A 22,089-nucleotide genomic window follows, 5' to 3' on the forward strand; every position below is an offset into this window, starting at 1 on the left:
TAAGCGCTGCGGAGGTTTTGCGATGGTAAGAGGCTATATAGCATTAAGTCTGGCGGTTGTATTCGAAATATGCGGTACAACGATGCTCAAGATGTCCGAAGGCTTCACCCACCTGCTGCCTTCTGCCGGTGCCGTGATCGGATTCGGTCTTGCATTTTATTCGCTTTCCCGGAGCCTGCGGACCGTGCCGCTCAGCTTGGCCTATGCCATCTGGTCGGGCGTAGGCACCGTTCTTACGGCGCTGATCGGCGTAGCGATATGGGATGAAGCCTTCGGCGTCTACACGATGATCGGCATCGCCGCCATCGTCGGAGGCGTCATTTTATTGAATGTCCCGGATCGTGCGGACAACGCGGCCAGCCAGAAGCTGCAAGGATGAATAAGGAGGGGATCACCTATGTATGCTGTGGAATGTTTTTTCGATCCTGTAAGCGAGGAGTACGTCAGGAGCATTTGGCGCGGATTGCAATCGGCCGGGATCACATCAAGCATGCAGGCGATTGAGGGATTGCGGCCTCATGTGACGGTGGCTGTGTATGATGCCGATCTGACGTTTGATCCGTTTATTCGCCGGTTTGATGCGTTTGCGCAGCATGTGCCGTCCATGGCGCTGAAATTCGATGCGGTCGCCGTCTTCCCGACGTCCGGGACGGTATTCGCCCATCCGGCGATGACCGACGCTCTCTTTCATGTTCACCGTCGTTACTATCAGGAAATGGCCTCGTTCCAATCAATCGCGAATCCGTACTACGTTCCCGACAGCTGGAATCCCCACTGTACGTTTGCGATCAACCTCGACGCGCATGCGCTGGCCGCTGCGCTGCAGTATTGTATCGGAGCGTTTCGGCCTATGCAAGCGAGATTGACTGAAATCGCCGTCGTCAAGCTGGAATATACAGAGGGTGCATGCATCCGCAGCCGCACGATATGTTCCCGGTTGCTCCATTGACGGATATCGCAAACAGTCCATGGCGAAAGGAAGAGACCGATGAAGGATGCGAAGCTGATCGAGCTGTTTCGGCGTTTGACGCGAACGGCGATATGGGAACAACAGGCAGGTGTTGCCCTGCAATTCGATAACCATCACCCGCAAGGCTTGGTCCGCATCGGGGATTTGTTTTATTTGTCCTCGGTTGAACTGATCGAACGTCCGGTTACGCTGGGCCAACCTAGTGAAGGGTATGACCGTACGCCCGGACGCGGGGTCGGCCATGTATTTATATTTGACAATAGCGGACGGCTAAAGGGAGATATTGTCTTGGGGGAGGGGGCGATGTACCATCCCGGAGGGATAGATTATGACGGCCGTCATATTTGGGTATCCGTCGCGGAATACCGGCCGCATAGCCGCTCGATCATATATAAAGTGAATCCGGCGACGAGGAAAGTCGAGGAAGTGTTCCGGGTCGCCGATCATATCGGCGGGGTTGTCGTTAACGCTAGGCAAGGAGAGCTGACCGGATACAGCTGGGGCTCACGCAAGTTTTATCAATGGAGCGCGGAAGGACAGCTGCTGCGGGAAAAAGATAATCCAAGCCATTTCATCGACTATCAGGACGGCCAATATGCAGGGGACGGATGTATGATCACCGGCGGAATCGCCGAGCTGCCCGATCCGGCCGGCGGTGGCTCCTAACGGTTTCAACTGGGAGGCTTGGCCCTAATCGACATGCATACGATGGAGACGCTGCATGAAGTGCCCGTTCTCGCGCATTCTCCGCAAGGCCATGTCATCACCCGTAATCCGGTATGGGTGGAAAGCGCCGGTCAAGCGATCCGGTTATATGCCGTACCGGATGACCACCGCGCAGAGCTGCTTATATTTGAAGCTTCTTTACGATAAAGCCCGTCGACATTGTTCAGCGCGACAATATTTTACTGTGCCTCCGTCATATTTTACGATTGCGCTTCACGGCTCGCGCCTCTATGCTTTGATTGATTGTACGTGTCATCACATTTCACAAAAAGCATGGGGGAGCGGAATGAAGCGATACCAAGATTGCTATTATTCATACGACGGTAACCGGCTGACGATTGGCAATGACGTCATCGAGCGATGCTGGGAGCTGGATGGCGGCGTACCGTATACGAAGTCGTTATGCGACAAACACACGGGAGAGGAATGGATCAGTCCGGACGCCAACGTCCCGATGTTCCGGCTGCCGGTCCAGCTTGCCGGGGAACAGCTGGAAGTTTTTGTGACCAGCCGCTTGGACGATGACGCGGGCATCGCCAAGGAGCACCTGCTCGTGTCGCTCGTGCTCGCGTATCCGTCCTATCGCATTACGCTGGATACGCGAGTGTATCCCGGAGCGGCCTTGATGCGGCATGCGATCGCGGTGCGATTCATTCCGGCGGACGGGCATGGGGAACAGCAAGACTGCGATTCGGGCAAACAGGGGGATCGCATCGGGGAACCGCATCCCCATTCGGGAGCGGAAGCAACGGCTGCCGTTACGGTTCAGGTGGATGCGAACAGCAAGCCGAAGAACGCTCCGCCGGAAGATTATATCGACGCGCTCGCCATCGACGAGCTGCATTGCTCGTGGGAAGCGGTTTCGCTGCGCGATCGGACGGATACGAACAACAACATCGTCAGCGAGGCTCGCGGTTTGCTGTATCCGAATGAAAGGCAGTGGCTCGAGGGTAACGTGCTCAAGCTGCGGAAGACGTTTGGCGACAGCGGGCTTGTATGGCTGAAGGAATCGCCGACCCGCTTCGGGCATATGCACTATGGCGAGGGCGACTACCGCATGATGGGCAAGCGGCTGTATATGACGGGAACCGGAATCGGGTCCGAAGAGCTGCAGCCGCATGATGAGCTTTACGCCTACGGCTCCGTCGTCGGGTTGTATCAAGGCGGCGATTACGGCGCTCTCGCCCTGCTGCATCAGTATCACCAATGCTTGCGCGAATGGAAGGCCGAGCGGGATGGCTTCGTCATGAGCAATACGTGGGGAGACCGTTCCCGGGATGGGCGGGTCAGCGAAGCTTTCGTGCTGTCCGAGCTGCCCGTGGCTGCAATGCTCGGCATGACGCATTACCAGATTGATGACGGCTGGCAGCAGGGCATTACGAGCAATTCCGTCAAGCCTGGCGGAACGTGGGGCGATTATTATTCGCGCGACGGCAGCTTCTGGAATGTGCACCCGCAGCGGTTTCCGAACGGTCTGGAGCCGGTCGTCGCTAAGGCGGCCGAATGCGGCATCCAGCTCGGACTGTGGTTTTCGCCCGACTCCAGCGGCGATGGCGTCCACTGGGAGCAGGACGCGGAGCGGTTGCTGAGCCTGCACCGGCGTTACGGTATTCGCTATTTCAAATTGGACGGCATCGAGCTTCGCAGCAAGCGGGGCGAACGGAATTTGCTGAACCTGATAAGGAAGGTCGTCCGCGAAACGGCGGGCGCGGTTTATTTCAATCAGGATACGACCTCCGGCAAGCGGCTCGGTTATTACGGGCAAACGCAATACGGCGGGTTGTTTCTCGAAAACCGGTATACCGATTGGTCGAACTATTACCCTCACTGGACGCTGCGGAACTTGTGGATGCTGAGCAAATACGTGCCCGCCCAGAAGCTGCAGATCGAATTTCTTAACGTTCGGCGGAATGCCGAGCGGTACAAGGACGATCCGCTTGCCCCCGACCGGTGCGGAATCGCCTATGCGTTCGCGGTCACGATGTTCGCCAATCCGCTCGCCTGGATGGAGGTGACCGGCTTGAACGAAACGGACCAGAGCACGCTGGCTGCGCTCATTCGAGCATACAGGCAAGTACAGCCGCATATGCAGTCGGGTCATATCGTTCCGATCGGCGAAGAGCCTTCCGGCACGAGCTGGACGGGATTCCAGTCGGTGGTTAGCGAGAGGGAAGGGTACATTCTCCTGCTAAGGGAATGCAACGACAGGGAAGCGGGGAGCTTCCGGCTGTGGAACGCACCGGCTTCACGCCTGAAGCTGCACTGCATCGTGAGCTCGCAGCCCACAGATGATCCGGCTGCCCAAGCCGTCGCGCAACACGCCTGCGAACGAGGCGGCGAGATCGCCGTCGACGGCAGCAGCGGCAGGGTGACCTGCAAGCTGAATCATCCGTTCGCCTTTGCGCTGTATCATTATTCCGCTGCCGACGCGTAGCGGTCGACGTTATTCCCGGATGCGAGCCGGGACCAGGGGATCCGATCTTTCTTAACGGCAATAGAAAATATAGCCAGTATCCATAAGACAGGGACTCTTCCGCAGCATGCGGAGAGTCCCTGTTAGCGCATTATGTGCAAGTAATCGGCGGACAAATCGGACTTTCGCTGGCGAAACTCCGTCGGCGTAATGCCGACGAGCTGATGGAACACCTTGCCGAAATAGCTCGCATTGTCAAAGCCCGTCTTCATCGCAATCTGCGATATCGGGATATCGGTATGCTGCAGCAGCCGAACGGCCTCTTCGATCCGTAATTTACGCAAATAATCGATCGGCGTCGTGCCGGTGAACTTGCGAAACGTTTTGCACAAGTAATGCTTGGACAATTGCGCCGCATTCGCGATTTGTTCCAGCGAGACCGGTTCTCCGTAGTGCCGTTCGATGAACTGGTTGGCCAGCCGCACCGGCTCGGGCCAATCGCTGGACGGATGCTTCTCGCCTTCGGACAGCCGCAGCAGCGTCAGAAGCCACTCGTGTACACGGACCGACATATCGTATTTGGAATCGGCGAATTTTTTGGCGGCGACGTCGTTATACAGCTTCTGCAGGAGCAGAATCGTATCGGAATCCGGCTTGATGGCGGCTACCGGCCCGAATGACTGCACGAAATGCTGCCAATAATGGGAGCTTCCCTCCATATTCAATTTGATCCATATGAATTCCCAGGGCGTTTGAACGGAAGGATCGTAATAGTACCGGTGCGCGCTCGGGATTGTGACAAAAAAGCCGTGGTGGCGAGGCACCCTGTACGTCGTATTCCCCAGCTCGAGCCTGCCCTCGCCGGATAAAGTGTATTGGAACAGCAGACCGGGTCCGTCCCGATGCAGTCCATCGAAGCTGTAAGTCGGGTTGTGCGTCGATTCCCGGCCGATTGTCTCGATCAGATGCAAACAGCGGCGAGTCCCTTCGGTATAGCGGAATCCGTAGCTTTTATGCACAATATTTTACCATCCTTCTGTTATATATTACTGTTGAAATAGGGGTAATGCGGCAGTATGATTTGCTATCCATTATATTCCACAACAATATTATATCAATGAGAGGGGTGCGAGAACAGATGGTTCGGAGAAACGATAAAAATGGCGACGCTTACATATCAAGGGGTAAACGGATGGCGCGTCCGATAAGCAAGCTTTGCGCTTTCTTCCTATTATTCGGCAGCGCCGCGCTAATGAGCTCCTGCAGCACCGCGCCTCCCCAAGACGAGAGCAAGCCTGCCGCCGCGGAACCCGTCCATCTGACGTTTTACGCCAGACAGACCATTTCCGACGACGATTTCAAGCTTCTCTTCACCGAGCCGCTTCGGAAACGATACCCGCATGTGACGCTGTGATCGGCCTCGCCGCGTCCGACGAAATACAAATGATCGCCGCCAAAGAAACGGGACGGTTTACGCCGCTGGCCAAAGAGGAAGTGAAGAAGCAGTTTATGGCCGGCAACTCGGGGCTGATCGGAAAGCATACGGACGCCATCTTCAAGAGCAAGCCTGCGCCGCCGCAGCAATTTACGAAATACGAAGGCGGAGCGAGAGGCTTCGCGTACAATGCGCTGATTGACGACGTGGAGAGCAAGGTAGATTTGAATACGATGATCCGCAACACGGAGGAAGCGATCAATCCATATGTCGCCACGCAAAAAGCTGGCGAGAAGAAGTGACGCACATTCATTTCGTGAGTGGCGATACCGCAAAATATATGGAAGAAAAGGCAGCGATTCAGAGCATAGATGCTTGGACTCGTTGTCTTTTTTTCATTTCAGCGAGCCTATTGAATTATATTGAATCGAGAGATTTTTGCAGGCTTCAACTGTCAATGGTTCGAGCGGATATGCTACAATGGGGCAGTGTGCGGCAACCTATTGTGAGCGGAAGGTGACAGGATGACTTCTATTTCCACCCATTCGGAACAAGACAGAATGGTATTGCTAGATATATTGCGAGGGTTCGCCGTATTAGGGATTTTCTTCGTAAATGTTCCGGATATGATCGGCAGCGGGCTTGCGTTCCGCTCGACCTTTACCGGCTTTGACGCGCTGCTGAGGCTGCTGTATGACATGTTTTTCCAGACCAAGCTGTATACGATCTTTTCATTTCTGTTCGGCGCAGGCTTTATGATCTTTATGCAGAACGCGGAACGCAAAGGGTTTCCGGCGAAAAGGCTGTTTCTGCGACGCCTGATGGCGCTGCTTGTGATCGGTTTGCTTCACGCCGTGCTGCTCTGGTTCGGGGATATATTAACCACGTATGCGCTATTGGGGCTTTTGCTGCTCCCCTTTTACCGCAGGTCGGTTCCGACATTGATCGTCTGGAGTCTGATTCTGCTTGGCCTGTTCACCTTGCTCATCTTCATGCTGTATGCATGGTTTCCTTCAGGCACGGCCGGATCGCGTATGTTTACCCATATTCCGAGTATGCGGGAGAGGCTGGACTTCCTGCTGAGGATCGGATTGCTGAACAACCTGATTTTCGGCTTTGAGGTCGTTGGCCTTTATTTGCTCGGCATGGTCGCCGCCAAGAAGCAGTGGTTCGCAGGCGAGCTCCGCGTACCGGTCGTAAGAAGCTTGCAGCTTGCCGCACTGGCCATATCGGTGCTGCTGTTCGTCCCGATGGTGCAATATTATAGGTCAAGCCCGGTCTATAACACGTACGCCGTTTATTTGTACATCTATTTATCGGGCAAAAGCATGGCGATGTTCTATGTTTGCACGCTGCTGCTGGCGGTTAAGCGGTGGGGAAGCGAACGTTTTCGCGGGTTAGCCGCTGCCGGTCGGCTATCGCTTACTGTCTATTTGCTGCAAACGGTCGTCACGTTCGGCCTCATTGCCGTCTTCGGGCAGCGGCTCAACGAGCTGCCGCTCTGGCTCGGAATGGGTTACGCGGCAGTCCTGTCGGTGCTCTTCATCATTTGCAGCAAAGCATGGCTGAAGCGTTACCGGATGGGGCCGGCCGAATGGCTGTGGAGAACGCTGACGTATGGCGAGCTGCCCGCGTTCCGCCGCCAGGAAGACCGGGCTTCGTCGAGGACGATGCCGCTGTAAGATGAGGCGGGTGCGCGCGGTTACCGCGGATCAATGAAGCGAACGGGCGAATCCGGGCTGCTGCGGCACCGGCTTGCGGTGATTTGTTCATTTTTCTGGTATAATGGATGAACACAGGCAAGCTTAAAGGATCGAGGCGGTGGTAACGTTGGAGAAAGTAATCAATGAGCAGTGCGATGAAGTATGCAACGGAACGGTGAATATATCCGAGCTCAAAGGGAATTTGATCGAAGAGGGCATAGCGGCGAATCTGGCTGACGTGTTCAAAGCATTGGGCGACCCGACACGCGTCAAAATCATTCATGCGCTTCTGCAAAATGAATTATGCGTCCATGACATTACGATGGTGCTGGATATGGGGCAATCCGCCGTGTCCCATCAGCTTCGCTATTTGCGCAATATGCGGATCGTCAAGCGCCGCAAAGTAGGGAAGACGGTGTTTTATTCATTGGATGACGGACATATCGAGCAAATTTTTGTCCAGATGCTGCAGCACATAAAGCATCAGTGACATGACGGCGGAAGTCGTCGATACGGCATGAAGCTTGAGAACGGTGGTTCTCAAGCTTTTTTTGCGTGCCTGGAAAGCGATTGAAGCGGTTGTACCGCCGAAAAAGCATGGGGTCAATACTCGGGAAAATCGGCCACGGCGGGCGATCGCCTGAAGCGGCGTTGTAACAACCGTCTTAATTTGTGTCCAAGTGATAAATTGTATTGACAGCAAAGGAAGAGGGGCATATATTGATAACATATGAACAATTAATCATATATTGTTATCAAGGGAGATCGATGCCCCATGTCAAATAAGTCATCTAACAGCAGCTCACAAACGGAGCACCAACATCAATCGACGGATCGCGAGCATGGACGCGCGCCTGCGGAACATAAGCACGCATGCTGCGAGCATGATCACGGGCCGGCCCATCAACACGGGGCGGCGTGTTGTTCCGTACCCGTCGCGCAGACCGTGACCCGCAGCTTGCTGCTGGAGGGAATGCATTGCGGGGATTGCGCGGCAAAGCTGGAGAAAGCCGTCTCCCGCATGGATGGCGTCGTGCATGCCGAGGTACAGTTCGCAACGGCGAAAATGATCGTCAGCTATGACGAGCAACGAATGGGCATAGACGCGATCCAGAAGCAAATTGAGGGGCTCGGCTATGGCATCAACGATCGGGACGAGCACCGGCGGCTTCCGAGCGTGTTCCGCATCGAAGGGATGGACTGTGCCGATTGCGCCAGCAAGCTGGAAAAAAGGGTCGGAGCGATAGCTGCGGTGCACAAAGTGACGGTGAATTACGGCGCCGCCAAAATGACCGTGCATCACGACGGGACGGCCGATGATGAGATCATGAAGACGGTGCGTCAAGCGGGGTATACCGCGGCGTTGGACGAAGAAGGCGCACCGCGCCGGACGGAGAAGCGGAGCTTCTGGAGGCGCAATACAAAGGTCGTTCCGACAGCTATTTCCGGTGCCGTATTCGCAGCGGCATGGTGTCTCCATGCGTTTGGTCTCATTCATGACCTGACCGCGAACTTAGGCTACGCGCTCGCCATCGTGATCGGCGGTTACCGGATCGCCAGGACGGGACTGTTCGGCTTGAAATCGCGGACGATCGGCATGGATCTGCTGATGACGATCGCGGCGGTCGGCGCGGCGGTCATTGGCCAATGGGAGGAAGGCGCTGCCGTCGTGTTTTTGTTCTCGCTCGGCGAGACGCTAGAAGCCTATACGATGGATCGGACGAGAAGGTCCATTCGCGGTCTGATGGACTTGTCGCCGAAGGAAGCGCTGGTACGAAGAAACGGCGTTGAAGCGGTCCTGCCCATTGAGCACATTCGCATCGGGGATACGGTCATCATTAAGCCCGGCGAAAAAATCGCGATGGACGGCACCATCGCCAAAGGTGCCTCTACGGTGAACCAGGCTCCGATTACCGGGGAATCGGCCCCGGTCGACAAAGGCGTCGGCGATGAGGTGTTCGCCGGAACGATCAATCTGTACGGTTCGCTGGAAGTTGCCGTAACCCGGCTGTCCAAAGACAACACGCTGTCGAGGATCGTTCATATGGTCGAGGAAGCGCAGGCCCAGAAGGCGCCATCGCAGCGATTTGTCGATGTGTTTGCCAAATATTATACGCCGGCCGTCATCATTCTGGCGGTCGGGATTGCCCTCATCCCGCCTTTATTCATGAATCAGCCGTTTGACGTATGGATTTACCGAGCGCTCATGATGCTCGTCGTTTCATGCCCGTGCGCGCTCGTGATCTCGACGCCCGTCTCGATCGTGTCCGCCATCGGGAATGCAGCGAGGAACGGCGTCCTGGTGAAAGGCGGAGCCCACCTGGAAAGGCTCGGTTCGGTATCCGTCATTGCCTTCGACAAAACGGGGACACTGACGACCGGCGTACCGCAGGTGACGTCCGTGATCCCGCTCGGCGGCCGGGATGAACGGCAGCTGATGTCCATTGCGGCCGCGATCGAAGCGCGGTCCGAGCATCCGGTGGCCGAGGCGATCGTAAGAAAAGCGGCAGCGGACCGCGTGCCGGCGGCGGAGGCGACGGATTTTGCAGCTGCTCCCGGTAAAGGGGTGCGGGCCTTCGTACACGGGACTGAATTTTACATCGGAAGCCCCCGCTGGTTCCGGCAAGAATTGCAGGTCCCGCTGAACGAAGCCATGCACTTCATCGATCGGCTGGAATCACAGGGCCACACCGTCATGGTGCTCGGGACGCGAGAAGAAGCTTGGGCGGCGATTGCCGTTGCGGATGAAATAAGAGACAACGGCAGACAGACATTGGAGCGCTTGCGGCAAATCGGGATTGCTCGAAGCGTCATGCTGACCGGCGATAACCAAGGGACGGCCCGGGCGGTGGCGTCACAGCTGGGCGGCATCGAGTACCGTGCGGAATTGCTGCCGCAGGATAAAGTGGCCGCGATTCGGGAACTGAGCCAATCCTACGGCAGTTTGGCCATGCTCGGTGACGGCGTAAACGACGCGCCTGCCCTCGCGACGGCGACCGTCGGCATCGCGATGGGGGCAGCCGGCACGGATACCGCGCTGGAAACCGCCGATGTCGCCTTGATGGCCGACGATCTGTCCAAACTCCCGTATGCGATTGAATTAAGCCGCAGGACGGTTCGCATTATTAAGCAAAATATTGCGTTTTCCCTGCTGGTAAAGGTTGTTTTTCTGGCTATGATCTTTTTCGGGGTGTCGACCTTGTGGATGGCTGTGCTTGCCGATACCGGAAGTTCCTTGATCGTGATTGCCAACGGAATGCGATTGCTGCGTGCCGCGGCACCGAAGCAGGCTGCGTTTCCAGGAAACGGCGATACCCTGCAAGCTGCCGCGAAATAAACCGCATATCAACATTCGCCCTTGCCGAATAAGCCGGCAGGGGCTTTTTGCCGTTGATACGTCGAACATATGCGTCATTGAGGTGCGCCTCCGGAACCCGGTGCAGAACAAATGCCTATAAAATGGGCGCTTTCATCAGTAACAAGTGCGGAGAATCACCATAAATTGGAATCAGGAGCAAGACAGTTCACGTTCATTCCTCTGACATGGATTGCAAGCCAGATCACAACGGAAGGATTGTTGTATCATGAACGAATTTCAAAATGAGCTTCAACAGCTGAGCGTTTCCCCGATGCAGGCCAGCGAAATGACGCCCTGGAGCCAGCAAAGCCCCTATCCGGCATGGCAGTTTCCCGCAGGTGTTCACCCGGTTGACCCGTCCCGTTTGTGCGTTGGTTTCGGAGGTTTTTGTGCAGGCTTTTGCGGCGGGTTTTGTACCGGCTTCTGCGGTGGCTTTTGCACCGGCTTTTGCGGAGGTTTTTGCTCGAGCTGCGCTGTGTTATGCGGCGGCATCCGGTGCGGTGCAGTCCGCTGCGGAGCCGTTCGCTGCGGCGTCGGCCCTCAACGCTGCCGGTAAGCCGATAAAGGCGCGGCCATCGCCTGCCCCTGCACAACGAAAGTTGTCGGGGGCTTTTCCTTTTGCCGTCAAGGCATGTGGGACGAATTGAAGTACATATACTAGTGGGGAGAAGATCCGTACTCCGATTTGGAAATTGCGTCAACGGGGGGTGTACGATGAGCGGCTTGACTCCTGAGGCACGTCCGAAAGTGAAGGAAGATACGTTTTTTTTGCCGGTTTCGAGCAGCGGGGTGTATTTCCGCAATAATATCGGGACGTTTCAGATGGAAGGCGAGATGATAGACCGCTGGATGGAGAAGCTGATCCCGATGTTTAACGGCTGGCATACGTTGTCGGAGCTAACGGCGGGACTGACGCCGCCGTACCGGATGAAAGTTTATGAGATTGCCAATGTGTTGTATGAAAAAGGGTTCGTCCGCGATGCAAGCGTCGACCGCCCGCATCAGTTGCCAGCTCATGTTGCGGAGAAATATGCTGCGCAGATCTTATTTCTGGAAAGCTTCGGCGACTCCGGCGCGTACCGGTTCGAGTGCTACCGGCAGGCGAGCGTTCTCGCCGTCGGTTCGGGCCCGATGTTCGTCTCGCTGATTTCCGCTTTGCTGGAGTCCGGTCTCACATCGCCGCACATGCTGATCACGGGTAGACAGCCGACGAACCGGGAGCGAATCGGCCAGCTTACGGCACATGCCCGGCGCGACGATTCGGATGTCGGGATTCGCGAGATCGGCGGACAGCCGGAAGGAGTGGACGGCTGGAGAGAAGCGGTGCGGCCGTACGAAGCGATTGTATACGCGTCTCAGGAAGATGAAGGCGGCCTTGAGCGGTTTCGGCAGCTTCATGCGGCTTGCAAGGCGGAAGGAAAACTGTTGATTCCGGCACTCATCCTGGAGCAAACGGGAATGGCGGGTCCCGTCGTGCATCCGCAATTCGAGGGCTGCTGGGAGTCGGCGTGGCGCCGTGTACATCGGCCTGCCGTGTCGAAGGACCCGCAGCTGCATGCGTATTCGCCGACGGCGGGAGCGGTGCTTGCGAACGTCGCGGCCTTCGAGCTGTTCAAAACCATGGCCGGACTGCGGGACAGCAAAAACGCGGTGTTCCTGCTAAATCTGGAGACGCTGGAAGGGAGCTGGCATGCGTTCATGCCGCATCCGCTCGTCCGCGAGCAGGAGTCCTTCCGTCCGGCGCGGTTCTCTCCGTTGGACACGGAGCGGTCGGACCATGGCGAGCAGCACACGTACCGAACGGCGCACAGTAGGCTGCTCGCTTACTGGAGCGGACTCGCATCCGGGCAGTCCGGCATATTTCATGATTGGGCGGAGGGAGACCTGCGGCAGCTCCCGCTTGCCCTGTGCCGGGTCGAGGCAGCCGACCCGCTGTCGGAAGGTCCGGCGGCGCTGCTTCCGGCACGGATCGGCTGCGGCTTGACGCACGAGGAGGCACGCCGCGAAGCCGGGCTGCTGGGGATCGAAGCCTATGTATCGCGGCTGGCGGAGAACCTGCTGGACACGAACGAATTCGTCGGCATCGGGGCAGGAGAAACGGCGGAGGAGGCTGTGATACGCGGCCTGCAGGCTTGTTTGGCTCAAAGCTTGGCCGTGCAAGCCGCTCTTCGTCAGCCGGACATTCTGCCCGTGCGGTTGAGCGAGGTAGAGGATGAGCGATGCCGGTATTATTTGCAATCGCTGACTGTGATGAGAGGCGCGCCGGTCATCGGCTTGGGCGAAGCTGTATCAGGGTTTCCCGTCGTGTGGATCGGCACGGGGGACGGCTGGTTCGGCAGCGCTGATTTGAATCCGACGCTAGCCCTGGAGAACGCGCTCAAGGCGGCGCTCCTCCGGATTCAGAGCCCTGCCGCGCCAACAGCAGCCTGCGTGCTGGAAGCCCGGGCCGTTCGATTGGCGGGACAGTCTGCGGCGGACTTGCCGATCCCTTCAAGCGAGCAAAGCGCGCGTCCTCGCTTGAAGGCAGCGGCGCAAGTACTGAACCACCGACATAAACAGCTTTATGTCGCCGATTTAGCGGTGGAGCCGTTTTTGAGAGAAGAGCTCGGAGGCGTGTACGGCGTCTTGCTGCGAGAGGGGGGAACTCGTTGAACAATATAGTGGCTGTCCTGGGAGAAGGAAGGCTAGCGGACCGGGTTTGCGACGAGCTGGCGGACCGATGCCGCATCGTCCGCCGCGCAAGTGCCCGCGAAGGCGTGCCGGGCGGGGCGGGCCTTGCTCTGGTACTGCACGATGCGTGGCATCCTGCGGCGCACAGGGAAGCCGAGGAGCTGCTTCGCTCCGCTGGGATCGCATGGCTTCGCGGCTTTGTGGCGTTCGGCGAAGGGGTGGCCGGACCGCTCGTGCGCCCGGGCGCAAGCGGATGCTCGCTTTGCGCCGACACCCGCCGTTTGCTGGCGGGGCGCGACCGCAGGCAGATGTGGATGCTGGAGCAGCGCTTGACGGAAGCCGAGGGGATTTCCCATGATCCGTGGGCTTCGCATGCCGGCTTGCGGCTGCTGGCCCGGCTGCTGGCCGAGGAAGCACTGACGGTGCTGGCGGGCCAACGCTCCCGCTTGGACGGACGAATGCTGCATCTGGACATGCGAACGCTCGCCAGCGCGAACCGTTTGTTTTTGCCGGACCCGCTCTGTCCGGTTTGCGGCCGTTTGCCGGATGATTCGCCAGAGCGAGCCCGCATCTCGCTGCAGCCCAGCCCGAAATTCGGCAAAAGCTGCCGGACCCGCTCGCTGCAGGAGCTCGCCGGCTTTCTCTCTGCGGATTACTTAGATGTCAAATGCGGCTTCTTGAACGGAAAAATGGCCGATCTTCTGTCGCCGTTTGCCGATGTCAGCGTCAATCTGCCACTGCTTGACGACGATGAGGCGGCGGCCGGACGGACGCATTCGTACGCGGATAGCGAGCTTACCGCCATCATGGAAGGACTGGAGCGATACTGCGGTATGGCGCCTCGCGGGAGGAGAACGATGGTTCGCGACAGCTACCGGAACGTCGCGGAGCACGCGCTGGATCCCGTGAAGGTCGGCGTGTATACGAAGGAACAGTATGAGCTGCCGAATTTTGCGTTCAAGCCGTTTCATCCCGACGAGCCGATGGAATGGGTATGGGGCTATTCGCTGCTGCAGCAAGCCCCGATATTGGTTCCGCAGCAGCTTGCTTACTACGGTTCGGGCTGCGGACACGGGTTCGTGTACGAAACGTCCAACGGCTGCGCTTTGGGCGGCAGCCTGGAGGAAGCCATATTATACGGAATCATGGAGGTCGTCGAGCGCGATGCCTTTCTGTTGACCTGGTATGCGCGTTTGCCGTTACCGGAGCTTGACCCCTCCTCGGCCGGGGATGCCGAGCTGGAGCTGATGATCGGCCGCTTGCGGGCCGTGGCCGGGTTCGAGGTACGCCTGTATAACGCGACGATGGAAAACGGCATTCCAAGCATATGGGCGCTCGCCAAAAATAGAAAGGCTGCCGGAATCAATCTGATTTGCGCCGCCGGAGCCCATCCGGATCCAATACGCGCGGCGAAAGGCGCGGTGCATGAAATATCGGGGATGACGCTGAACCTGGACAAGAAATTCGAAGCGAACCGGGAGCGATACAGGCAGATGCTTCTCGATCCTGCGCTGGTCCGGGGGATGGAGGATCACTCGATGCTGTACAGCTTGCCGGAAGCCGAGGAACGGCTGCGCTTCCTGCTTGAGCCGAACCGGACGCTGCGCACGTTTCGGGACGAATTCGGACAGCGTCCGGCGCATCCGGACTTGACCGATGACCTGAAGGATGCGCTGCAAGCGTTCCGGCAGCTGAAGCTCGATGTGATCGTGGTCGAACAGACGACACCGGAGCTGCAGCGAAATGGGCTGCACTGCGTGAAGGTTTTGATCCCGGGGATGCTTCCGATGACATTCGGCTATCATATGACGCGCTTGACCGGACTGGAGCGCGTGCTGACGGTGCCGGCGAAGCTGGGATACGTCAAGGAGCCGCTATCGTTCGAGCAGCTTAATCCGTATCCGCATCCATTCCCGTAACGGGGCAGAAGGGAAGGGGGAACAGGGATGACGCCGGAACAGTTTGTGCGCAGCCTCCATGCGGATTCGCAGGAACCCGCATCGCCGGCGGATCAGGTCGACTGGAACGATGCGCCGCTGGCCTATAAGCTATACCGCGGCTTGCCGGTCATTCCGCTATGCGCGGAAGTCCCGCTATCGGAGGGCGGCGGTATCCGTTCGGTTTCCAGTCTGGACGCGATCGGCTACATGCTGTGGCATGCGTACGGCATATCCCGTGTGGACCAGTATCGTTCGACCGCTCCGGACGGGCTGACGTATGAGCCGATGCAAACGTACCGGCGGTTCGTTCCTTCCGGCGGCGGGCTGTACCCGAACGAGCTGTACATCTATTTGCGGACGACGGAGGCGCCCGCCGGCATTTACCATTACGATGCCGCGCATCATCGACTGTCGCTGCTTCGCGACGGCGTGTTCGATTCCTGCATCTCGCAGGCGCTTGGAAATCGCTGCGATGTATCCCAGTGTACGGGAGTCGTGCTCGTTTCGGTCATGTTCTGGAAAAATGTATTCAAGTATCATCAGTTCGCCTATCGCTTGCAAGGCTTGGATACCGGAGTGTTGATCGGCCAACTGCTCGAATCGTCGAGACGGTTCGGGTTCGAAACGGGCGTTTGTTTTCAGTTTCTGGACCGCGCACTCCATCATCTTCTCGGGCTTGACGAACAGGAAGAGAGCGTATATGCGGTTATTCCTTTCTCGACCAGACCTGCGGCGTCGTGGTTTCAGCGCACCGTGCCGGAAGAAGGAGCCGCTGACGCGGCGGAACTAAGCCGCGAGCTGCCGGCGGTTCGTCACGAGCATTATGTGCGCTCGCAGAATATAAAGCCGTACCCGCTGCTAACGCGCATGAACGAAGCGGCCATGCACGCTTCGACAGCGGCGTTTCGCTGTGCGGGCGCGGTGAGGCATCGGGATCCCGGCGCGCAGGCCGTGTATTTGCCGATTGGCGACAGGCGTCCTCGCGATTTCTTCGCATATTGCCGCATGCGGCAGTCGCCGGAAGCGGATTTTGTCCTGCGGCGGGTGCCGCTGCAGGACCTGGCCGCCTTGCTGCAGGTAACGGCCGGTTCCGCGCAGGTGCGCACCGATTTGACTCCGCCGGGCGGACCGGCCGCACCGCGGCTGTCATTGTACTGCACTGTGTACAATGTGGTAGGCGTGGCGGACGGCGCTTACCGCTATGACGCCGCAGCCCATATGCTGCGATGCGTCTTGCCCGGCGACCACCGCTCGCGGCTGCAAGCGGGAATGACGATGGACAATGTCAATTTATTTCAAGTGCCGCTCTGCTTCCATGTGGCGGGCGATCAAGACTATGGCATGCGCGAGCTAGGCCCCCGGGGTTACCGCATTCAGCAGATGGAGGCAGGGATGCTGGTACATCGCTTGCTGCTCGCGGCGTCAGATGCAGGAATGGGGGGGCGGCCGCTGCTGGGGTATGCGCCGTCCGTTATCGATGAGCTGTATCGTCTGGGCGATCAGGGGACGACGGCGCTGATCCAAATTCCGGTCGGTCCTTACCGCGGCCGTCCCCGGTTGGAGGGAAGCCTTCGCGGGTAAGGGATGGAGGCGTTATACGACGTTAGACAGCGATCGAATTGTGTGGTGGCTCTAAGTTACTGCAATTTATTTGAGGCTTACCCAATCCCTCCATTCACCGGGAGCGTTCACTTCATATATTTCATTATTTCGGTTGACAAACCGGTGGATGAAAAGTTCTCTGCGGATTGTCGCGTAGTCCTCGTGATAGAATTTAATAAATTCGTTCATTTCCTGTTCGGAATAAGCTTTTTTAGGCTCCAGTTGGTTTGTGAGATGCTCGAGGACAATTAACTTTTTTTTCAATTGTGCGGGAAGGTTTTTCAGACGGCCCTGCTCCGTGAAAAAATGACGCAGCACGGATTTCTGCAGCTTTTCATTTTTGGTTTGCGTATTTGCAGGATGGTTAGACATGTTTGATCCTCCATTAATTAAATAATTATCTAATTAGATGTTAATTAAAATAGATATATGTGTCAATAGTCAAACACAGCATCCTCCTTCACTAGCCTCCCGTTGTTATCGTGTATGAATTCACCCCACACTGAGAAGGCTGCCACTGACAGCCTTCTTCAGGTATTTATTGTGTTAAGTTCTTCATTAGCAATCTAGTGGATAAATTTGTCTCAGGTGAAAACCGAGGTGCATCTTCTCGGAAAAGCTTCGACGTGAAGCTTTTCTTTTTTTTCTGTTCGCAAATTTCTGCTTGCCCCTTACGTTACGTCATGTTTTATAGTACAGTTACCGGTATACAGCTGGCGACAACGAGGGAGTTGATTATGAAACGATATTGGAAAGTCGGCGATCTCGCCAAATTGACCGGACTCACCGTGCGCACGCTGCGGTTTTACGATCAAATCGGGTTGTTCTCGCCGTCCGGACAGACCGATTCCGGCCATAGGCTGTATAACGAATCGGACCTTGCACGCTTGCAGCAGATTTTGTCGCTGAAGGAGCTCGGCTTATCGCTTGATGAAGTCAAGTCCGTGCTTGCCGGCGAGCTGTACAGCCCGCTGGAGATCGTAAAGCTGCAGATGGAGCGAGTCAAGGAACAGATCAAGCTTCAACGGCAGCTGCTGGAACAGCTCGCGCATGTATCCAAGCTGATGCAGGGGAAGGCGCCGCTGACAGTGGACGACTTCACCAGTCTCCTGATGGCGATGAAGAGCGGCCACGAGAAGCCGGTCATCGAGCGGCGGATGAGCTGGGAACACCGGTTGGACATGCTGGGCAGCTTTCTGGCCGACCATGACGAAATATAACGGAACCCAATGGTACCAATCTAAGGAGGATTACTCATGACTGAACGCATCGTCAAACACGCCACTTTCGCAATCGAACGAACGTATCCGGCTTCGCCGGCCAAAGTATATAACGCCTGGGCAGACCGTTCCGCTAAAGAGAAATGGTTCTCCAAGCCGGAAATCTTCGAATTTCGCGTAGGGGGACGCGAATACAGCGCAGGCGGGCCTCCTGGAGGACCGGTCTTCGTCTACGACGCCTGCTACCAGGAGATCGTTCCGGAGCAGCGGATCACCTACACGTATACATTGGATTCGGATGGCACGCGAATTTCCGTATCGATCGCAACGATTGAGCTGATCGCGGCGGATGGGGGCACGAAGCTCATTTTTACGGAGCAAGGCGCATTTTTCGACGGACACGATACACCGGAAATTCGCGAGCACGGCACGAATGAGCTGCTCGACGCACTGGGCCGATCTTTGTAAGGAGGTGCGGGAGCATGCAGCCGGTAACAAGAGAGAATGAATTGATTTCCACTCGGGTCTATGATGCGCCGCGGGAGCTTGTGTACCGGACTTGGACCGAAGCGGAGCTGCTCGCCCGCTGGTGGGGGCCGAATGGCTTCACCAATACGTTTCATGAATTCGACCTGCGGCCGGGAGGCGCATGGCGCTTCGACATGCACGGACCGGACGGCAAAAGCTATCCGAACGAGAGCGCGTTCGTCGACATTGTGCCGCTGGAGCGGATCGTAATCGATCACTTGTCCGGTCATCAGTTTAGGGTGACGGCGACCTTCGAAGAACGGGACGGGTGCACCCGGGTCACGTTCAGCCAGCTGTTCAAGGACAGTGCGGAGTTCGAGACGGCCAAGCCTTACTGCGCCGAAGGCAATGAACAGAACCTGGATCGGCTCGGCGCCGTGCTGAATGAACTGACTGGCCGTGCCTGAAATCCGCTTGCAGCAAGCAGCCCTGACCGGCTGCTTGTTCTCATGTCTGCGGACGCGGAGAGACTGAGAGGACGCGCAATGTGTTTCATCTGTTGGGGGCTTTTTACGCTTCCGTAGAATCAGACTTGTAAAAATGGTATGATTTCTACATACAATCCGTTCCATGATGGAGGAAGGTGCCGCCATGAAATTCGTATTGATATTCGGACCGCAAGCGGTCGGCAAGATGACGGTCGGACAGGAGCTGGAACAAATAACGGGGCTGAAGCTGTTTCACAACCATATGAGCATTGAACTGGTGGCCCCGTTCTTCAGCTACGGCTCGGCGCCGGGCAAACGACTGGTGAAGCTCATTCGCCAGTCCCTATTCGAGGAGGTGGCCGCAAGCGACTTGGACGGGTTGATATTTACGTACCTCTGGTCGTTCGACAGCCGTCACGATTGGGCGTATATCGAGGACGTCTGCCGCATCTTTGAATCGAAGGGCGGCGAAGTGTACTTTGTGGAGCTGGAAGCGGCCCTCGACGTCCGGCTGGAGCGCAATAAAAGTCCGCACAGGCTGGAGCATAAGCCGACGAAGCGGAACATCGAATTTTCGGAGCGGGATTTGCTCAAGCGGATGGCCGACAGCCGGTTGAATTCATATCCCGGGGAAATTCAGCGGGACCATTACATCCGAATCGACAATGCCGAGCTGAGCCCGGACGTTGTCGCGGCACGGATCAAGCAAGCCTTCGCCTTATAAAGGTTGTGCCGGCCTGTTTATTTCAATTTTTTTCGGTACGAGGTACCGAAATCTTGGATTGACGCCGCTGGCACGTTATGCAATAATCAAATTGGAACCGGTTCCATAAAGAAACAAGGAGAGTTGATTGAAGTTGGGGATCATAGCTGTAGTAGGCAGCATTAACATCGATATTGTCAATCGCGTGCAGGAATATCCTGTTCCCGGCCAGACGATCAAGAGCGAAGGGACGGAGTACAACTACGGCGGCAAAGGCGCGAATCAGGCTGTCGCGGCAGCCCGTTCCGGCGGCCGTACGATGATGGCGGGCGCCGTCGGTTCCGATTCGTTCGGCGGCGAGCTGCTGGAAGCACTGCGCCGGGAAGGCATTGATACGAAGCGGGTTGACCGCAAGAGCGGAAACTCGGGCATGGCGTTTATAACGGTCGACGCTTCCGGCCAAAACCAGATCATCTTGTCCGAAGGCGCCAACGGCAGCGTCGTGCCGGAGGATGTGAAGCCGTTATGGGCCATGCCGGATGTAGCTGCCGTGCTGCTGCAGAACGAGATTCCATGGGAAACGAACCGGAGCGTGCTCCGGCAGGCCAGAGCCGCAGGAATTCGCGTGACGTTCAATCCTGCGCCGGCGCTCCCGATTCCGGATGACGTGCTTGCGCTGATCGATACGCTCATCGTCAACGAGTCGGAAGCGGAATTCATATCCGGCCGAACGGTCGGCAGCAGAGCGGAGGCCGAAACTGCAGCCAGGGCGCTGCTTGATAGAGGGGCCGGCGAAGTGATTGTCACACTGGGCTCGCAAGGCGCGCTGTACATGGCGCGCAGCGGCGACAGCTTCTATACGCCTGCTTATCCGGTAAAGGCCGTCGATACGACAGCGGCGGGAGATACGTTCATCGGCGCGTACACCGCGCAAGTATGCGAAGGCAGCCCGATTCCGGAGGCGCTGCGGTTCGCTTCCGCGGCGGCCGCACTGACCGTGATGCGCAGCGGAGCGCAATCGTCTATCCCTACGCGGGAAGAGATCGCAAGCTTTTTGCAAGCCAATTCCTGAAATAGGAACGGGAGGAATGCTTGAATTCGTTTTTTGGAGCGATGGGTAGGAGATACATATGGAGCAGAAGAAAAGTAAAGTAACGATCGATGACGTGGCGAAGGAAGCTGGAGTCGCCAAGTCTACCGTTTCGAGAATTATCAATAACGCCCCCGGGGTAAAACCGATCACGAGGCAGAAGGTAACCCGGGTAATCGAACAGCTTGGATTTACGCCTAATCTTATGGCCCGAAGCTTGAAAACGAATTTGCGCAGACAAATCGCTCTTGCGATCGATGACATTCGCAATCCGTATTACCCGGAGCTGGCGTGGGCGGCAGAGCAAGTCGCCAAACAAAATGACTTCCGTCTCGTCTTGATCAACCATTACGGCAATCCGTCGGAGGAGCTGGCGGTCATCAGGGATGCCAACGACATGCACGTCGACGGCATCGTGCTGCTGTCCATCAGTCATCCGAAAACGTTGAACCCGCTCATCAAGAAAGCGACCGTACCGGTCAGCCTCATCGGCAATTATGGCGAGGATATGCCGGCGGATACGGTAGGCTTGAGCCGGTCGGAAGGCTACTTGGCCATGGATCATTTGATCCGCATCGGACGCAGGCGAATCGCGTATGCCGGAGGCCCCGTTACACTGCACCGGGGAACGCGTTACGCGGCATACGAGAAGTCGCTTGCCGCAAGCTTCATGAAGCTGGACCGCTCGCTCGTGTTTACCGGCGAAAGACTGTCTCTTGAGACGGGCATGGAAGCGGCGCGATACTTTTGCGGATTGAAGGACCGGCCGGATGCCATTTATGCGGCTAACGACCTGGTCGCGATCGGCGTCATTCAAGGTTTGATGGAGCTGGGTCTGCGCGTCCCGGAAGACGTCGCCGTCGTCGGCATTGACGATATTCCCTGGTGCATGCTGACGAATCCGAAAGTCAGTTCGGTGTCGAATTTGGTGGCGGAAATGGGCCGCATCGCGGTCGAGCTGCTGCTGAAGCGAATCGATCAGTCCGATGAGCCGTTCCGCAAAGTAAAGCTCGAACCCCGGCTGATCGTTCGGGAGTCGACGGTGAAATCGGTATAAGCGCGAGACCTGCCCCGTGTTTGCCTTGTCTGTCGGTCAGACAGGGTAAACAACCAGCGGTACGGTGGAGCGCGCACCGATAAGTCTGCTGCTTTCATGTATTCATCGCGAAAGCAGCAGTCGAAATAGAAACGGTTCCATAAAGGTGGGCTGTAACTAGAACGGAAGGCACGGAAAACGTGATGGAATCAACAAATAATTTTTTTAAAACAAAATAAAACCGGTTCCAAGTTTGCAAAATTAGTT

20 protein-coding genes and 1 pseudogene are annotated in these 22,089 nt (G+C 56.9%); 19 read left to right on the forward strand and 2 right to left on the reverse strand.

The window, feature by feature from the left end:
* The first annotated feature begins 22 nt into the window (after positions 1-22).
* The 4 genes and pseudogenes from KXG62_RS01550 (at position 23) to KXG62_RS01570 (ending at position 4,130) form a co-directional block, all read left to right on the forward strand.
* Positions 23-379, forward strand: a complete 357-nt coding sequence (locus KXG62_RS01550; protein WP_218090133.1) for a DMT family transporter — start codon at positions 23-25, stop codon at positions 377-379.
* Between the two features lie 18 nt (positions 380-397).
* A complete protein-coding gene (locus tag KXG62_RS01555; RefSeq protein ID WP_218090134.1) occupies positions 398-949 on the forward strand; it encodes a 2'-5' RNA ligase family protein in 552 nt (183 codons plus the stop codon).
* A 39-nt stretch (positions 950-988) separates the two neighbouring features.
* Positions 989-1,843 (forward strand): annotated as a pseudogene (locus KXG62_RS01560) (DUF6454 family protein).
* Between the two features lie 139 nt (positions 1,844-1,982).
* The gene (locus KXG62_RS01570; protein WP_218090137.1) at positions 1,983-4,130 is read left to right on the forward strand and encodes an alpha-galactosidase; all 2,148 of its coding nucleotides are present in this window, start codon (positions 1,983-1,985) and stop codon (positions 4,128-4,130) included.
* Positions 4,131-4,252: 122 nt separating this feature from the next.
* Here KXG62_RS01570 and KXG62_RS01575 read toward each other — a convergent pair whose 3' ends face one another.
* A complete protein-coding gene (locus KXG62_RS01575) occupies positions 4,253-5,128 on the reverse strand; it encodes a helix-turn-helix transcriptional regulator (protein WP_218090138.1) in 876 nt (291 codons plus the stop codon).
* A 173-nt stretch (positions 5,129-5,301) separates the two neighbouring features.
* Between KXG62_RS01575 and KXG62_RS01580 the strand changes: the two genes are divergently transcribed.
* The 9 genes from KXG62_RS01580 to KXG62_RS01620 all read left to right on the forward strand — a co-directional run bounded on the left by KXG62_RS01580 (position 5,302) and on the right by KXG62_RS01620 (position 16,796).
* The gene (locus KXG62_RS01580; protein ID WP_218090139.1) at positions 5,302-5,523 is read left to right on the forward strand and encodes a hypothetical protein; all 222 of its coding nucleotides are present in this window, start codon (positions 5,302-5,304) and stop codon (positions 5,521-5,523) included.
* On the forward strand, positions 5,520-5,846 hold the full coding sequence (locus KXG62_RS01585; protein ID WP_218090140.1) for a hypothetical protein: 327 nt from the start codon (positions 5,520-5,522) through the stop codon (positions 5,844-5,846). Before KXG62_RS01580 ends, KXG62_RS01585 begins: the two co-directional genes overlap by 4 nt.
* A gap of 258 nt (positions 5,847-6,104) precedes the next feature.
* Positions 6,105-7,226, forward strand: a complete 1,122-nt coding sequence (locus KXG62_RS01590; protein ID WP_218090141.1) for a DUF418 domain-containing protein — start codon at positions 6,105-6,107, stop codon at positions 7,224-7,226.
* A 148-nt stretch (positions 7,227-7,374) separates the two neighbouring features.
* Entirely contained in the window at positions 7,375-7,737 is a 363-nt protein-coding gene (locus KXG62_RS01595; protein WP_218090142.1) for an ArsR/SmtB family transcription factor, read from the forward strand.
* A 285-nt stretch (positions 7,738-8,022) separates the two neighbouring features.
* The gene (locus KXG62_RS01600) at positions 8,023-10,584 is read left to right on the forward strand and encodes a heavy metal translocating P-type ATPase (RefSeq protein WP_246627249.1); all 2,562 of its coding nucleotides are present in this window, start codon (positions 8,023-8,025) and stop codon (positions 10,582-10,584) included.
* Positions 10,585-10,831: 247 nt separating this feature from the next.
* A complete protein-coding gene (locus KXG62_RS01605) occupies positions 10,832-11,161 on the forward strand; it encodes a heterocycloanthracin/sonorensin family bacteriocin (protein ID WP_218090143.1) in 330 nt (109 codons plus the stop codon).
* Between the two features lie 158 nt (positions 11,162-11,319).
* Entirely contained in the window at positions 11,320-13,257 is a 1,938-nt protein-coding gene (locus tag KXG62_RS01610; protein WP_218090144.1) for a putative thiazole-containing bacteriocin maturation protein, read from the forward strand.
* The gene (locus KXG62_RS01615) at positions 13,254-15,194 is read left to right on the forward strand and encodes a TOMM precursor leader peptide-binding protein (protein ID WP_218090145.1); all 1,941 of its coding nucleotides are present in this window, start codon (positions 13,254-13,256) and stop codon (positions 15,192-15,194) included. The genes KXG62_RS01610 and KXG62_RS01615 overlap by 4 nt, the downstream gene beginning before the upstream one ends.
* Positions 15,195-15,221: 27 nt before the next feature.
* Positions 15,222-16,796 carry a SagB family peptide dehydrogenase gene (locus KXG62_RS01620; RefSeq protein ID WP_218090146.1) on the forward strand — a complete coding sequence of 525 codons (1,575 nt, stop codon included), beginning with the start codon at positions 15,222-15,224 and terminating at the stop codon, positions 16,794-16,796.
* A 66-nt stretch (positions 16,797-16,862) separates the two neighbouring features.
* On the opposite strand, the gene KXG62_RS01625 is transcribed toward KXG62_RS01620, so the two are convergent.
* Positions 16,863-17,189, reverse strand: a complete 327-nt coding sequence (locus tag KXG62_RS01625; RefSeq protein ID WP_218090147.1) for a DUF2087 domain-containing protein — start codon at positions 17,187-17,189, stop codon at positions 16,863-16,865.
* A 365-nt stretch (positions 17,190-17,554) separates the two neighbouring features.
* Between KXG62_RS01625 and KXG62_RS01630 the strand changes: the two genes are divergently transcribed.
* The 6 genes from KXG62_RS01630 to KXG62_RS01655 all read left to right on the forward strand — a co-directional run bounded on the left by KXG62_RS01630 (position 17,555) and on the right by KXG62_RS01655 (position 21,843).
* Positions 17,555-18,037 (forward strand): MerR family transcriptional regulator, encoded by a 483-nt coding sequence (locus KXG62_RS01630; protein WP_218090148.1) that lies wholly within the window; start codon positions 17,555-17,557, stop codon positions 18,035-18,037.
* A 36-nt stretch (positions 18,038-18,073) separates the two neighbouring features.
* Entirely contained in the window at positions 18,074-18,505 is a 432-nt protein-coding gene (locus KXG62_RS01635) for an SRPBCC family protein (protein WP_218090149.1), read from the forward strand.
* Positions 18,506-18,519: 14 nt separating this feature from the next.
* Entirely contained in the window at positions 18,520-18,972 is a 453-nt protein-coding gene (locus KXG62_RS01640; RefSeq protein WP_218090150.1) for an SRPBCC family protein, read from the forward strand.
* Between the two features lie 184 nt (positions 18,973-19,156).
* Positions 19,157-19,717 (forward strand): DEAD/DEAH box helicase family protein, encoded by a 561-nt coding sequence (locus KXG62_RS01645; RefSeq protein WP_218090151.1) that lies wholly within the window; start codon positions 19,157-19,159, stop codon positions 19,715-19,717.
* Between the two features lie 127 nt (positions 19,718-19,844).
* Complete coding sequence (gene rbsK / locus KXG62_RS01650; RefSeq protein WP_343223411.1) at positions 19,845-20,768, forward strand: ribokinase; 924 nt, start codon at positions 19,845-19,847, stop codon at positions 20,766-20,768.
* Positions 20,769-20,826: 58 nt separating this feature from the next.
* On the forward strand, positions 20,827-21,843 hold the full coding sequence (locus KXG62_RS01655; RefSeq protein ID WP_218090152.1) for a LacI family DNA-binding transcriptional regulator: 1,017 nt from the start codon (positions 20,827-20,829) through the stop codon (positions 21,841-21,843).
* Positions 21,844-22,089: the final 246 nt, after the last annotated feature.

Origin of the sequence: Paenibacillus solanacearum (assembly GCF_910593845.1) — a bacterium.
Classification (GTDB): domain Bacteria; phylum Bacillota; class Bacilli; order Paenibacillales; family NBRC-103111; genus Paenibacillus_G; species Paenibacillus_G solanacearum.

Excerpts from the sequence above, each read along its gene's own strand:
- KXG62_RS01630 (WP_218090148.1), top strand. The coding sequence starts at position 17,555 with ATGAAACGATATTGGAAAGTCGGCGATCTCGCCAAATTGACCGGACTC.
- KXG62_RS01555 (WP_218090134.1), top strand. The coding sequence starts at position 398 with ATGTATGCTGTGGAATGTTTTTTCGATCCTGTAAGCGAGGAGTACGTC.
- KXG62_RS01590 (WP_218090141.1), top strand. The coding sequence starts at position 6,105 with ATGGTATTGCTAGATATATTGCGAGGGTTCGCCGTATTAGGGATTTTC.
- KXG62_RS01550 (WP_218090133.1), top strand. The coding sequence starts at position 23 with ATGGTAAGAGGCTATATAGCATTAAGTCTGGCGGTTGTATTCGAAATA.
- KXG62_RS01625 (WP_218090147.1), bottom strand. The coding sequence starts at position 17,189 with ATGTCTAACCATCCTGCAAATACGCAAACCAAAAATGAAAAGCTGCAG.
- KXG62_RS01605 (WP_218090143.1), top strand. The coding sequence starts at position 10,832 with ATGAACGAATTTCAAAATGAGCTTCAACAGCTGAGCGTTTCCCCGATG.
- KXG62_RS01645 (WP_218090151.1), top strand. The coding sequence starts at position 19,157 with ATGAAATTCGTATTGATATTCGGACCGCAAGCGGTCGGCAAGATGACG.
- KXG62_RS01635 (WP_218090149.1), top strand. The coding sequence starts at position 18,074 with ATGACTGAACGCATCGTCAAACACGCCACTTTCGCAATCGAACGAACG.
- KXG62_RS01570 (WP_218090137.1), top strand. The coding sequence starts at position 1,983 with ATGAAGCGATACCAAGATTGCTATTATTCATACGACGGTAACCGGCTG.
- KXG62_RS01610 (WP_218090144.1), top strand. The coding sequence starts at position 11,320 with ATGAGCGGCTTGACTCCTGAGGCACGTCCGAAAGTGAAGGAAGATACG.
- KXG62_RS01580 (WP_218090139.1), top strand. The coding sequence starts at position 5,302 with ATGGCGCGTCCGATAAGCAAGCTTTGCGCTTTCTTCCTATTATTCGGC.
- KXG62_RS01600 (WP_246627249.1), top strand. The coding sequence starts at position 8,023 with ATGTCAAATAAGTCATCTAACAGCAGCTCACAAACGGAGCACCAACAT.
- KXG62_RS01620 (WP_218090146.1), top strand. The coding sequence starts at position 15,222 with ATGACGCCGGAACAGTTTGTGCGCAGCCTCCATGCGGATTCGCAGGAA.
- KXG62_RS01640 (WP_218090150.1), top strand. The coding sequence starts at position 18,520 with ATGCAGCCGGTAACAAGAGAGAATGAATTGATTTCCACTCGGGTCTAT.
- KXG62_RS01655 (WP_218090152.1), top strand. The coding sequence starts at position 20,827 with ATGGAGCAGAAGAAAAGTAAAGTAACGATCGATGACGTGGCGAAGGAA.